This is a genomic window from Chryseobacterium sp. GP-SGM7 (assembly GCF_049166575.1).
Lineage (GTDB): Bacteria > Bacteroidota > Bacteroidia > Flavobacteriales > Weeksellaceae > Chryseobacterium.
Window position 1 is genome coordinate 486609 of the sequence record NZ_JBMHFF010000001.1, and the last position, 13920, is coordinate 500528.

The 13920-nt window shown below is 34.9% G+C and carries 15 protein-coding genes; 8 read left to right on the forward strand and 7 right to left on the reverse strand.

All coding sequences use genetic code 11. The annotated features are described in order from the left end of the window. Positions 1–24 precede the first annotated feature (24 nt). Positions 25–1050: a rod shape-determining protein gene (locus ACOOWA_RS02280; RefSeq protein ID WP_050378070.1), complete on the reverse strand. Its 1026-nt coding sequence runs from the start codon at positions 1048–1050 to the stop codon at positions 25–27. A gap of 238 nt (positions 1051–1288) precedes the next feature. On the opposite strand from ACOOWA_RS02280, the gene hemA reads away from it, so the two are divergent. From hemA to ACOOWA_RS02320, 8 genes are all read left to right on the forward strand, one after another. Further along, entirely contained in the window at positions 1289–2563 is a 1275-nt protein-coding gene (gene hemA, locus ACOOWA_RS02285; RefSeq protein WP_421372953.1) for a glutamyl-tRNA reductase, read from the forward strand. After that, positions 2550–3458 carry a hydroxymethylbilane synthase gene (gene hemC / locus ACOOWA_RS02290; RefSeq protein WP_421372954.1) on the forward strand — a complete coding sequence of 303 codons (909 nt, stop codon included), beginning with the start codon at positions 2550–2552 and terminating at the stop codon, positions 3456–3458. Before hemA ends, hemC begins: the two co-directional genes overlap by 14 nt. Positions 3459–3573: 115 nt before the next feature. Then, positions 3574–4155 (forward strand): DUF1287 domain-containing protein, encoded by a 582-nt coding sequence (locus ACOOWA_RS02295; protein WP_421372955.1) that lies wholly within the window; start codon positions 3574–3576, stop codon positions 4153–4155. Positions 4156–4160: 5 nt separating this feature from the next. After that, entirely contained in the window at positions 4161–4823 is a 663-nt protein-coding gene (locus ACOOWA_RS02300) for a peptidoglycan recognition family protein (protein WP_421372957.1), read from the forward strand. 128 nt (positions 4824–4951) lie between these two features. Further along, entirely contained in the window at positions 4952–5638 is a 687-nt protein-coding gene (locus ACOOWA_RS02305) for a uroporphyrinogen-III synthase (protein ID WP_421372958.1), read from the forward strand. 40 nt (positions 5639–5678) lie between these two features. Further along, complete coding sequence (hemE, locus tag ACOOWA_RS02310) at positions 5679–6716, forward strand: uroporphyrinogen decarboxylase (protein WP_421372959.1); 1038 nt, start codon at positions 5679–5681, stop codon at positions 6714–6716. A gap of 182 nt (positions 6717–6898) precedes the next feature. Next, positions 6899–7060, forward strand: a complete 162-nt coding sequence (locus ACOOWA_RS02315) for a hypothetical protein (protein ID WP_421372961.1) — start codon at positions 6899–6901, stop codon at positions 7058–7060. Positions 7061–7098: 38 nt separating this feature from the next. Then, complete coding sequence (locus tag ACOOWA_RS02320; protein ID WP_421374632.1) at positions 7099–7377, forward strand: type II toxin-antitoxin system RelE/ParE family toxin; 279 nt, start codon at positions 7099–7101, stop codon at positions 7375–7377. Between the two features lie 56 nt (positions 7378–7433). On the opposite strand, the gene ACOOWA_RS02325 is transcribed toward ACOOWA_RS02320, so the two are convergent. From ACOOWA_RS02325 to ACOOWA_RS02350, 6 genes are all read right to left on the reverse strand, one after another. Continuing rightward, entirely contained in the window at positions 7434–8066 is a 633-nt protein-coding gene (locus ACOOWA_RS02325; protein ID WP_421372963.1) for an NAD(P)H-dependent oxidoreductase, read from the reverse strand. Positions 8067–8217: 151 nt separating this feature from the next. Then, the gene (locus tag ACOOWA_RS02330; RefSeq protein WP_421372964.1) at positions 8218–9336 is read right to left on the reverse strand and encodes an aspartyl protease family protein; all 1119 of its coding nucleotides are present in this window, start codon (positions 9334–9336) and stop codon (positions 8218–8220) included. Positions 9337–9380: 44 nt separating this feature from the next. After that, positions 9381–10601, reverse strand: coding sequence for an aminotransferase class V-fold PLP-dependent enzyme (locus tag ACOOWA_RS02335; RefSeq protein WP_421372966.1), 1221 nt, complete (start codon positions 10599–10601; stop codon positions 9381–9383). A 161-nt stretch (positions 10602–10762) separates the two neighbouring features. After that, positions 10763–11398, reverse strand: a complete 636-nt coding sequence (locus tag ACOOWA_RS02340) for a 50S ribosomal protein L25/general stress protein Ctc (protein WP_421372967.1) — start codon at positions 11396–11398, stop codon at positions 10763–10765. 56 nt (positions 11399–11454) lie between these two features. Then, positions 11455–12393, reverse strand: coding sequence for a ribose-phosphate pyrophosphokinase (locus ACOOWA_RS02345; protein ID WP_421372968.1), 939 nt, complete (start codon positions 12391–12393; stop codon positions 11455–11457). 83 nt (positions 12394–12476) lie between these two features. Next, the gene (locus tag ACOOWA_RS02350) at positions 12477–13913 is read right to left on the reverse strand and encodes a G-D-S-L family lipolytic protein (RefSeq protein WP_421372969.1); all 1437 of its coding nucleotides are present in this window, start codon (positions 13911–13913) and stop codon (positions 12477–12479) included. Positions 13914–13920 lie beyond the last annotated feature (7 nt).

The window sequence follows — 13920 nt, forward strand, 5'->3', positions numbered from 1 at the left end:
ATAAAAAGTCGTAAAAAGTTAAAATTATTTAATTAAGAAATTAAATTTATCCATATTCTTAAGAGCAATACCTGTTCCGCGAACAACAGCTCTCAAAGGATCTTCTGCCACGAAAACAGGAAGACCCGTCTTTTTGTGTAATCTGTCTGCAAGACCTCTTAACAAAGCACCTCCACCTGCAAGATAAATACCTGTTTTGTAAATATCTGCTGCCAATTCCGGCGGCGTAAGAGAAAGTGTTTCCATTACAGAATCTTCAATTCTGATAATCGATTTGTCTAAAGCTCTTGCGATCTCTTTATAACCAACCATAATTTCTTTTGGCTTCCCTGTAATAAGGTCTCTTCCCTGTACCGGAATATCGTCGATATCTACATCAAGATCTTCTACAGCAGAACCTACTTCAATTTTCACTCTTTCGGCAGTTCTTTCTCCGATATATAAATTGTGGTGAGTTCTCAGGAAATAAGCAATATCATTGGTAAACACGTCACCTGCAATTTTCACAGATTTATCACAAACAATACCTCCTAAAGCGACAACAGCAATTTCTGTAGTACCGCCTCCTATGTCGATGATCATGTTACCTTCGGGTTTCTGAACATCAATACCAACTCCTATTGCAGCAGCCATTGGCTCATAAATCAAACGCACTTCTTTTGCGTTTACTTTCTGGGCAGAATCTCTCACTGCTCTTTTTTCTACTTCCGTAATCCCTGAAGGAATACAGATAACAATCCTTAAAGCAGGCTGAATAAATCTCCCCTTGATACCCGGAATTTTTTTGATAAATTCTTTAATCATGTGCTCAGAAGCATGGAAATCTGCAATAACTCCATCTTTCAGCGGGCGAATTGTTTTAATATCTTCGTGGGTTTTACCCTGCATATGTTTTGCCTGTTCACCGACAGCAATCGGTCTACCTGTAGAACGTTCAATTGCGACAATTGAAGGCTGGTCTATAACAATCTTATTATTATGGATGATAAGTGTGTTGGCAGTACCAAGGTCTATCGCAATCTCCTGCGTAAACATATCGAATAAACTCATAATTTTCTCCTTGATTTAAGTTTACAAAGATATAAATTTCACACTAGTAAAAAATAATAACTTTCATCTAATTTGGTTAAATTTTTATTAAAATTTATAAAGTATATAACCTTAACTGTTTTTATTTTTACCCATTCTAATTTAAGTTTAAAATCCGTTTTCATAGCTTTTTACGATAATTATCATACAAACAATTGCAAAATCTTTGACTAAAATTTCCGTAAATTTGCCACTGCTTATGGTACAGTATTCTAATATACATCAGACATCAAATTTTGCCGTATTATCGATCAGTTATGAAAAGGCGGATGCCGAAACGAGAGGAAAGTTTGCATTTTTTGATGAAAACATTAAAAACTTTGTCACCCGAATTCACGATGAAAATTTAGGAGATGCTTTTGTGGTTTCCACCTGCAACAGGACGGAAATTTATACCACGACTTCAAACTATCTTTTTGTGGCCGAAGAATATTGTAAAACAATTGGCGTTAATCTTTCAGACTTTCTTCAGTTTGCAAACATTGTCACCAAGGAAGAAGCGCTGAATCATTTATTCAGAGTTGCGGCAGGATTGGAAAGCCAGATTATTGGTGATTTTGAAATTATCGGACAGATCAAAAAAGCTTATGCCCGTTTTAAGAAAGAAAGACAAAATTCTAATCCTTACTTGGAAAGATCGATTAATTCTGCCATTCAGATTTCAAAAAGAATAAAAAACGAAACGGGAATTTCAAATGGAGCCGCTTCGGTTTCTTACGCAGCTGTTCATTATATATTAAATAATCAGAAACGAATCACCGAAAAAAACATTCTTCTCCTCGGAGTTGGAGAAATCGGGCAAAACACGGTTGAAAATCTGGTAAAACATGTTTATCAGCCTAAAATAAAAATCGCCAACCGCACTCAGGAAAAGGCAGCCAAGATTTCGGAAAAATACAGCATTCCGAATATTGATTATAATAATCTTGACCAGGAATTAGAAAACACAGACATTCTTATTGTTGCGACCGGAGCGAAAACCCCGATCATCAATAAATCTCATTTAAAAAACGGAAAAGAAATTCTTATTATCGATCTTTCAATTCCGCATAATGTACATAAAGATGTTTTGGAGATTGAGAATGTTACCTTAATTGACGTTGATGAGCTTTCAAAACAAATTCAGGCAACTATTCAGCAAAGAGAGAAAGAAATTCCTAAAGCGGAAGTCATTATTAAAGATATGACAAAAGATTTCCTGGAATGGGAAAAAAAGAGAAAATTGGCACCCAATATTCACCATTTCAAAGCTTCCCTGAAAAATATGGAGCGAAATGAAATGCATAATTTCTACAGAAAAAACAAATACATCAATATCAACGACATGGAGCTTTCTGAAAGGATGATTCAGAAAATCACCAATCGTTTTGCAAAATATATCATAGACAACCCTTTGAAAGCCGAAGAAATTAGTAAATTAATGCACGAAATTTTAGTCGAACAACCCAATAACGAATTCAATGAAAAGCATTAGAATAGGAACCCGAAATTCAGCACTTGCACTTTGGCAGGCAAGAGAAGTTGCAAGACAGTTGCAGAACCTTAACTATCTTACCGAGATTGTCCCTATTATTTCTTCAGGTGATAAAAATCTTAATCAGCCGTTGTATTCGTTAGGAATCACCGGTGTCTTCACAAGAGATTTAGATATTGCTTTATTAAATGATGAAATCGACATTGCCGTTCATTCATTAAAAGATGTTCCTACTAAACTTCCCGAAAACATAGAAATTGTTTCGTATCTGGAAAGAGATCACCCGCAAGATGTTTTGATTAAAAGAAAATCTGCGATTGATAAAGAATTTCACGAGCTTAAATTAGCAACAAGCAGTTTAAGAAGAAGGGCTTTCTGGCTAAAACATTATCCTGAAACCGAGTTTTTTGACATCAGAGGAAATATTCAGACCAGACTTCAAAAATTAGAAGAGCAGGATTTTGACGCCACGATTTTATCTCTTGCCGGAATTAAGAGAATGAAAATGGATATCGATTATGAATTTATTCCTTTCATGATTCCTGCGCCTTCTCAAGGTGTTGTAGCCGTTGCAGGGCATTCGGATAAAAAAGAAATCAATGATATTCTGAAGCAAATTTCTCATCAGGAAACCCAAATCTGTGTAGAAATGGAAAGAAATTTCCTTAGCACTTTGGAAGGCGGCTGTACAGCGCCGATTGGAGCTTTTGCAGAAAAATTTGATAATCAAATCAGATTTAAAGCAGCACTTTGTTCATTAGACGGAAAAAATTACATTGCTGCCGACGAAAATTTTGAATATAATAATGACGAAAATTTCGGAGTAAAATTCGCCAGCATTGTTTTGGAAAACGGCGGAAAGGAATTGATGGCTGAGATTAAAAGTCAGATTTAAGGTTTAGGTAAATTAAAGGTATCTGAATCTTAACATTTCTTTATGCCTAAAACATCTTTAGGTTTAAAATTTATTTTTGAACTTTACAAAAAGTCTTTATTTAAATTTCCGATCGATGAAAAAATATTTTTCCATAGTTCTATTCCTGTTATTTGTTTTTACAGTAAATGCGCAAAATCCGTTTTCACAAAAATTATCTGATGCCGCTTTGAGTTTAACGAAAGATAAAGTGACCTACGATCCTGCCTATTACTCAATACCATATCCTAATGGTGATGTAGCTGCAGACAAAGGAGTTTGTACAGACGTCATCATTAGAGCATACAGAAAATTAGGTATTGATCTTCAGAAAGAAGTGCATGAAGATATGAAGAATAATTTTTCTAAATATCCGAAAAAGTATGGCTTGAAAAAACCCGACACGAATATCGACCACAGAAGAGTTCCTAACCTGCAGGTTTTTTTCACCAAATTCGGAAAATCAAAATCTACTGAAACAAAACCTGAATTGTATGTTCCCGGTGATATTGTGACCTGGCTTCTTCCCGGAAATTTAACACACATCGGGATTGTAGTGAATAAAAAATCTGCTGATGGAAAAAGATATTTAATTGTTCATAATATCGGAGCCGGACAGGTTATGGAAGATTGTCTTTTTAAATTTGACATTACGGGACATTATCAATATTCAAAATAATTTCCATGAAAAAGATAATTTTCGCTCTTTTTTTATTTATTTTAAATTTCAGCTTTGCACAAGATTTGGGTTTAAAAATCATTGATAAACCTATAAATTACTCTGCGGAAAGAGTTGCTTTAAGTTTAGAATATCTGAAAGACCATCACGGCTTAAACCAAAAAACAGCTACAATTGTTCCCAAAATGATCGTTCTTCATTACACAGCGGGCGGAACAGTTGAAAGCAACTTCAAATATTTCAACAAAACTCATCTGGAGAGTGCAAGAAATACTTTAAAAAAGCAAAGCACATTAAATGTTTCCTCCCAGTATATTATCGATCGTGACGGAACGGTTTATCAACTAATGGAGCCCACACAATTTGCCAGACATACCATTGGTTTAAATTATTGTGCGATTGGAGTTGAAAATATCGGAAGCAAAAACCAACCTTTAACTGAAAAACAAATCGAGGCAAATGCCCAATTAATAAGATATTTAACTAAAAAATATAAGATCGAATACCTCATCGGTCATTCAGAGTACGGAGTTTTCAGAAATTCTGAATTATGGAGAGAGTCTGACCCAAAATATTTCACCGGAAAAGAAGATCCGGGAAAAGATTTTATGACTAAAGTTAGACAGCAGGTCTCTGATTTAAAATTAAAGGATAAACCAGCAAACTAATTGATCTCGCTCTTTGCTGAGTGAAATCGAAGATTCGACGAAGTCAAACGCCATAGCGAACGAAAAATATTCTCAATAATGTAAAAGAAAATCTTTGCAACCTTTGCGTTAAAAATCAGCATTCAATCATGAACATTTTATTTACCAAAAATTTAGACCAAAAATACATCTCCGAGAAACTAGGAAGTGATATTTCGGTTGATTGCATTGAGGTAATAAAAACAAAATCGATCCCTGTAAATAACTTTGATTTAAAAAACAAATCGTTAATTTTCACCAGCTTAAATGGCGTTAAATCTTTTTTTGAAAACGGATTTAAACCTGATGAAGATTTCACAGCTAAAAACTATAACAAAATTTATTGTGTTGGCGAAAAAACTAAAAAAGAACTTCGAAAAAACGGATTCGGAACTTATAAGGTTTTAAAAAATGCAGAAACATTAGCAAAATTTATTATTGACAATTGTGCTCATGAAAAATTTATTCATTTTTGTGGAAATTTAGCAATTGATGTTTTGGATAATACACTTCCGTTGCAGAATATTCAGTATGAAAAAGTCACTATTTATAACACACAAGAACTGAATCCTGCGATATATGAAAAATATCATGCCATAGTTTTTTTTAGCCCAAGTGGAGTTCGTAGTTTTGCGAAAAATAATTCTTTGGAAAATACTCTTCTTTTTTCGATGGGAAAAACGACTTCCAAAGAGATAAGAAAACATACAAAATCTGAGGTTTTCACGAGTAGTGAAAATACCCTGTTAAATTTATTGTCGGTAATAAATGAAACTTTAAGAAAATCCAAATCTTAAAGCAATCAAATAAAAACCGACAATGTTCAACTAAAAAGTTATGATTAAAAACGACCTATATTTAAAAGCACTTCGTGGAGAAACTGTAGAAAGACCACCAGTTTGGATGATGAGACAGGCAGGAAGATACTTGCCGGAATTCATTGCTTTGCGAGACAAATACGATTTTTTCACAAGATGTCAGACACCGGAACTGGCTTCTGAAATCACCGTTCAACCCATCAGAAGATTTCCTTTGGATGCAGCTATTTTATTTTCTGATATTTTGGTAGTTCCACAAGCAATGGGAATTGATTTCAAAATGAAGGAATCGGTTGGACCTTGGCTGGATGAACCCATCAGAACAGCAGAACAGGTTGACAACATCGTCGTTCCTGATGTAAACGACACTTTAGGTTACGTTTTTGATGCGATAGAAATGACTTTAGAAAAGTTAGATAATGAGATTCCGCTAATTGGATTCGCTGGCTCACCTTGGACGATTTTATGCTACTGCATCGAAGGAAGGGGCTCGAAAGATTTCAATATTGCTAAATCTTTTTGTTTCCTACAAACCGAAGCAGCACACAAATTATTACAAAAAATCACAGATACTACGATTGCTTATCTGAAAAGAAAAGTTGAAAAAGGTGTTTCTGCTATTCAGGTTTTCGATTCGTGGGGCGGAATGCTTTCTCCGGCAGATTATCAGGAATTTTCCTGGCAATACATCAATCAGATTGTTGAAGCTTTGGCACCTTTAACTCATGTTGTGGTTTTCGGAAAAGGATGTTGGTTTGCGTTGGACGAAATGACAAAATCGAAAGCTTCCGCGCTTGGTGTAGACTGGACGATTACTCCGGAATTGGCGAGACAATTCACCAGTAATTCTGTGACCTTACAAGGAAACTTTGATCCTTCAAGATTACATTCTACGCCCGAAACGATCAGAAAAATGGTCCATGAAATGATTAACCGTTTCGGAAAAGATAAATATATTGTGAATCTCGGGCACGGAATTTTACCCAATATTCCTGTAGAAAATGCGGAAGCGTTTATAAGAGCAGTTGTGGATTGGAAACCGACTACTCAGTTTTAATTTAAGAAGATTTAAAATTTATATTAAAAAATCCCTTTCATCTATTTGAGAGGGATTTTTAATTCTAAAATTATTTTTATACGTTTGATTATCAATTATTTCTAAAATGGATATTCAGACTCGAAAATTAGAATTTTTACAAGACTTCCTCAAGCTTCAAAGCGAGGAAGTAATTGCTCAGTTTGAAAAACTACTCAAAAGCACTAAAAATATTCAAGGCAGAAAAAAGTTTTGATCCATTTACTGTAGAAGAAATGAACGACAGAATTTCTAAATCTGAAGATGATTTTAAAAATAAAAAATTTAAAACAACTTCCGAACTTCTTTCAAAATATTCATCGTGAAATACAAAATTATTTGATCTTAATTTTCAGAAAAACAGATTGATGAAATTTTCAATTATTATAAACAAACATCTAAAAGCCATCAGATTGCATTAAAAATCATCACCAAAATTCTTTCAGCTCCGGATAAATTAATAGATAATCCCAAAATCGGTCAAAGAGAATTTTCACTTGAAAACAGAACTATTGAATATCATTATATTGTAGAATCAAATTATAAAATTATTTATTCTGTTGACAATATGAGTCAGCATATTACAATTGCAGACGTTTTCGATACAAGACAAAATCCCGATAAAATAGATCGAGAAAAATAAAATCCCTTTCAAAAATAATTTTGAAAGGGATTTTTCTATGAAGAAAAAATTAGCCATTAATTCAGTTCTGTGATAAAATCTTCTTTTGATTTTCTCACTTTGGCAAGGTTAACCAACCAGTCGTTTTCAGAATTTCTGTATCCGATTGGCAAAAGAAGAACACTTTTTAAACCTTTTTCTTTTAAATTTAAAATTTTGTCAACTTCTTCAGGTGAAAAACCTTCCATTGGCGTAGAATCTACCCCTTCAAAAGCAGCTGCAATAATTGCCGCACTGAAAGAAATATACGCTTGTTTCGCTGCATGAGTAAAATTTTCTTCAGCCGGTCTTGGAGGGTACATTGCCAAAAGCTGTTGTCTGTAATTTTCCCAGCCTTCATTTTTAAAACCTCTTATTTCGTTGGTTAAATCAAACATTTTGTTGATCCTTTCTTCCGTATAATTATCCCAGGCTGCAAAAACCAAAAGATGCGAGCAATCTGTAATTTGTGGCTGATTCCAGGCATGAGGTTTTATTTGCTCTTTTATTTCCTGATTGCTGATTACAATCACTTCGAAGGGCTGCAAACCGCTTGATGTAGGCGCTAATCTTGCAGCTTCCAATATTTTATCGATTTTTTCCTGTGGTACTTTCTGCCCGTTCATTGCTTTGGTGGCAAATCTCCAGTTTAATTTTTCTAATAATTCCATGAATTGAATAAATTTTACCGGACAAAATTAGGATAAACATTTCTAAGAAAGCCGATAAAAAGGGAATTTGAACAATTGTCAAAATCTATAATGTAACAAAATACATTACAAAAACAATTAAATAACGATTTGAACAAATTGTGAATTAAAATTAATTCAAATATTCTAAAATATTTTTCTTCTCAAGTTTAAACTCTTTTCCCGATTCTTTTTGAATGGTAATAACTTGATTGCTATCCATCATCTTTTTGATTTCACAGAAATTTTCAAGACTTATTTTTGAAATATCAATATTGTTAACTTTGATAATCTTATCACCAATATTTAGTTCTGACAAAAGAGGAATTTTGAGTTTATTTACAATCACCAAATGATTATCAACGGGAGCAAGAGAAATTCCAAAGCTGTTGTATTCGGGAGTTCTCTCTGTTTTATTTAAAATGATTTTTTTAGAAATAAAATCTAAATCGACGATGTAATTTTCCATGAATCTTGTTCCAACCAAGTTCCGGGAATCGTTACTGTTATCAACAATCTGATTTCCTAAGAGAGTATGATTAATTTCTACTTCCATCAAATCAAGCTGTTTTTCACCTTTACTAATGCTATTCAGAGATTGCGATAAAAGCCCTTCAAAAGTCAGAAAATTATTGTCCTTTACTAAATCATAAGATTTTGAATCCAGCGTAAAACCAGAACCCGACCCTGTATCAAAAAACACGTTGAAATTCTTTTTTTTAATACTGACACTGATTGCTGGAACGCGAGTAAAATTTTCTTCAGTAAAAGGTATCGAAATTCCCTCACTTAAATTTTTAATTGGCTGGTCTGAAACAACGATTGTTCTGGCTTTAAAATCGAGCCTCCAAAATTTATTTGCCATCATATTTGCTCCAAAAATTCCGCTTATTTTCTTACAGGCACGAGATTCCATCCAGCTTATGTCTGCGAACGAAAAATCTGTATTTTTAAACTTAATATCAGAAACTTTCAACTCGTTGGTTGAGAACACATCCATTGTAGATTTGGAGTTATTGGCATCTGTCGCTTCGAATATGACATTGCTTTTCTTTTCATTCAACGAACCTTTTAGTTCAGAAGAAATTATCGTTAAAGCGCCTGTGTCAAAAATAAAATTGTGCTTTTTATTTTTAATATCAACATTGATGATTATTTTCCCGTCGATATACTCAAAGGGAATTATTGTTGCGCTACAAAATAACGGAAACAGCAATAATACGAAAATGTAAAAAATTTTATATTTCATCATTAAAAAAAAATAAAGACTGCTTCATAGAAACAGCCTGTTAATTGTTAAGAAAGCATTCTTTGTGCTTTTTTTACGCCTTCAACCAGCAAATCGATTTCATTAAAAGTATTATAAACTGCAAAACTTGCACGAACGGTTCCTGCAATTTTGAAGAAATCCATAATCGGCTGTGTACAGTGATGTCCGGTTCTTACTGCAATTCCCATTTTATCGAGAATCATCCCGACATCCGAAGAAATACCAACTCCTTCCAAATTAAATGAAACAACGCCCGTTCTGTGCGCTTTTTCACCGTAAACTTTTAAACCATCAATTTCCAATAATTGTTTTTGAGCATACTCCAGCAAAGCATTTTCATGATTCTGAATATTTTGCTGCCCGACTTTTTCAATAAAATCAACTGCTGCTCCTAAAGCAATATTTCCGCCAACATTGGGTGTTCCTGCTTCATATTTAAAAGGTAAACCAGCGTAGGTTGTTCCATCGAATGAGCAAACTGCAATCATTTCACCTCCACCGTGAAAAGGTGGTAAATCTTCAAGAATTTCCTGTTTTCCGTAAAGAATTCCGGTTCCCATTGGAGCGTACATTTTATGACCAGAAAAAACAAAGAAATCGCAGTCTAAATTCTGAACATCAATCGTGAAATGAGGAGCAGACTGTGCTCCGTCAATCACAATATAAGCGTTTGAATTGGCTCTTGTTTTAGCAATAATTTTTTCAATCGGATTTACAATTCCCAAAGCATTTGAAACCTGATTTACAGAAACTACTTTTGTTTTTTCACTTAAAAACTGATCCAAATAATCTAACTGTAAAATCCCGTTTTCATCGATTGGAATCACTCGTAATTTTGCACCGGTTCTTTCACAAAGCAATTGCCACGGAACGATATTCGAATGATGTTCGAGGTAAGAAATAATAATTTCGTCGTCTTTCTTCAGCTTTTGAGTTAAAATATAAGAGATGAGGTTTAAACCTTCTGTCGTTCCTTTGGTAAAAATAACTTCAAAATCGTATTTAGCATTGATGAATTTCTGGATTTTTTTTCTTGAAAGTTCCATTTCTTCGGTTGCTAATTGGCTTAGTGTATGAATTCCTCTATGCACATTGGCATTAAGTTCTTTGTAATATTTTTCCCAAACCTCTAAAACCGAGTTGGGCTTCTGAGAGGTTGCCGCATTATCTAAGTAAACCAATGGTTTACCGTTCACTTCCTGATTTAATATAGAAAACTGACTTCTGATTTCCTGAATGTCAAACATTTATTAAGAATTTAATTAAAAAGTTTCTTTATTTAGAATGCATCAAATTTACGGCTTTTTTCTGAAAGGATATGATGCTTACAACTATAATAGATTTAATCTAAAAACAAAAAAACCTGCCAAAAAGTTGACAGGTTAATGTATTTCGAGTAAGAAAATTCTTATTCTGCTGCTTCAGCTGCAGGAGCTTCTCCTTCAGTTGCAACCTCTTCTTCATCCTCATCATCCTGAGCTGCTGCTCCGCCTTTTGCTGCATTTCTAGACATTTTAACAGCTACAACAACTGCATTGTCTGGGTGCATGAAAGTGTAACCTTCAGCTTTAATAGTTCCTACATAAAGTTTGTTACCTATTTTAAGAGAAGTAATATCAACAACTACCTCATCCGGCAAGTTTGCAGGAATAGCTTTTACCTTTAACTTTCTGAAAGTCTGACGTAAAACACCACCAGCTACAACACCTTTAGAACGACCAGTAATTCTTACAGGAACTTCCATAACAACCGGCTTATCGTCAGCTAATCTGTAGAAGTCTGCGTGAATAATCTTGTCTGTAATTGGGTGGAACTGAATATCCTGAAGAACTGCAGGAATTACCCGTCCGTCAACTTCAATAGATACCGTGTGTGCTTCAGGAGTATATACCAAACCTTTGAAAGCTCTCTCTTCTGCAGAGAAGTTCAATGGCTCACCACCTCCGTAAACAACACAAGGAACTAATTCAGCATCACGTAAAGCTTTTGTCGACTTTTTGCCCACGCTTTCTCTTTTTGTACCTTGAATTGTAATAGATTTCATTATAAATAATTTAAAAAAATTGTTTTGTTTTTAACTTGCAAATAATTAATTATCAATCAGATAACAAATTTACTGCTAATAGATTGATGCTCATGCACCATCTTCATAACATCTGCGAATAATGGGGCGCAAGATAGCACTTTTATTTTAGATGACAAACTAGTTTTCACAGGAATTGAGTCAGTTACAATAACTTCCAGCAACTGGGACTTTTCAATATTCTCATATGCCTTTCCTGAAAGCACTCCGTGAGTTGCCATTGCTCTCACAGACAATGCTCCTTTTTCCATCAAAATATCTGCAGCTTTGCAAAGTGTTCCTGCAGTATCGATCATATCATCGATAAGAATAACGTTTTTACCTTCCACATCCCCGATAAGGAACATTTCTTCTACCACGTTTGCTTTTTTTCTTTCTTTATAAGCGATTACTACGTCTGCACCAATGTGACCCGCATAGTTTTTCGCTCTTTTTGCACCCCCCATATCCGGAGAAGCAATGGTAAGATTATCAAGATTCATGTTTCTGATGTAGTCTACAAAAATAGTAGACGCATACAAATGGTCAACAGGAATTTCGAAGAATCCCTGAATCTGGTCTGCGTGTAAATCCATCGTCATGATTCTTGTTGCTCCCGCTGCAGTTAAAAGATTTGCCACCAATTTCGCTCCGATTGGTGCTCTTGGCTTATCTTTTCTGTCTTGTCTAGCAAGTCCGAAATACGGAAGTACTACGGTAATACTTTTTGCAGAAGCTCTTTTCGCAGCATCAATCATTAGAAGAAGTTCTAAAAGATTATCCGCAGGTGGGAATGTAGATCCTATTAAGAAAACCCTTCCTCCTCTTACAGATTCGTCTAAAACGGGCTCAAATTCGCCGTCGCTAAACTCCTGAATGATAATTTTCCCTAGTTCTTTCCCATAATTTTGGGCAATTTTTTCTGCCAAGTCCTTACTCGTCCTTGTAGAAAACAGATAACTTAACTGATCGGCCATTTTTACTTTTTAGATTTTGCAAATTTAAAAAAAAACCACAAGAATCAATCCTGTGGTTTCTAAGTTTTTATACTTTCTGAATATTAAGGGAATGTTACACCCGAATATTTATTGACATCTACCTGTGGTAAAGTCGATCTATATTTTTTATTAATCGACTTAATAAATTCATTGGCAACGATAGCATAACCTCTACCAGTAAGGTGAACTCCATCTAACGAGAAGGCTCCTCCGGTAACGAAAGTTGCGGTATATTTAACTCCATTCCAAGAAATTCCTGATTTAGAATTAAGTTCTATCATTTTTTCATTCATATCAACAAAAGCTAAACCTTTAGAATCTGCCAAACTTCTGATTGTAGTATTGTAAGCCGCTGTTGCAGTTAATACTTTAGCGGCTTCAGCTTCAGTTAAGACCAATTTATCCTCCAACGGAACAGAAGTACCACCTCCTGCTTGAGGAGTCAGAACTGTACTTGCAGTTAATAAAATATAGTCTTTTGATGTTGTTTGTCTGTATTTTGGTAAACCCGGAACAGTTGACAAGTCTTTATCTGCAATCACAGCACCGTTAGCAACAGCTCCCGCCGTAAACTTAATTAATCTTTTCTGATATTCGGCATCGTTGATTGCTCCTAAAGATTTTGCCTGAGCAAGACCTGCATTATACGTAGCATAAGCTGTGTTCAGCTGAGAAACTTGTGCATCTGTAAGATTCGTAAGAGGCATTGCCGGAACTCTAGTGAAAAACGGCACATTAGTAACATTAGGAATGTTAGCAACAATACCTTTTCTCGTAGTTCCTGTTGGGAAAATCGTATTTACTAAGGTTGTATAAGTATTTGTAAAACCTACACCTACTGCTCCATCAACCGGGGTAATAGGGTTTGAGCCATCTCCTCCTGAAGTTGCATATCCCAAAACATCATTATTCCCAATCCATAAAGATACAAAAGTAGGATTCTGAGCCAATGCATCACCAACAACTGAAGCCGTCGCAGAAGAAGCAAACCTTACAAAATAAGGATTGGCAAGACCAAACGGAAGACCTGCTGCATTACCATATCCGGCAGCTAATAAGTGTGAAACTTTTGCTCCGGGAACGCCCATGTTTTGGTATGGTCTTCCAGCTGAAACATTGTCTAAAGCCGCTGCAGGATTATTTGCAACAGGGCTTAAAGCTCCATTAACCATTTTTAGTTCAAGTTTTCCGGGAAAACCGGTTATTCCGATAAAACCGCCCACATTATTTGGCATTAAAGGCTGTTTAAACTCTCCTCCTCCCGCAAGTCTCATTTGTTGAGCAATCATGCTTGGAAAAGATTCGTTTTGTCCGCCAGAATAAAGAGCGCCATCTCTGTAACCCGAAGTAAGAGAATTTCCTAAAGAAATAAATTTAGAGAAATCTGCCTCACCATTTGTTACTACGATATCTTTTACATCAGTATCAAAATCTGTATTACAACTTACTGTAAAAAGCATAGCTGAAACAGCGATTGTAGATATTATTATTTTTTTCATAATTTAA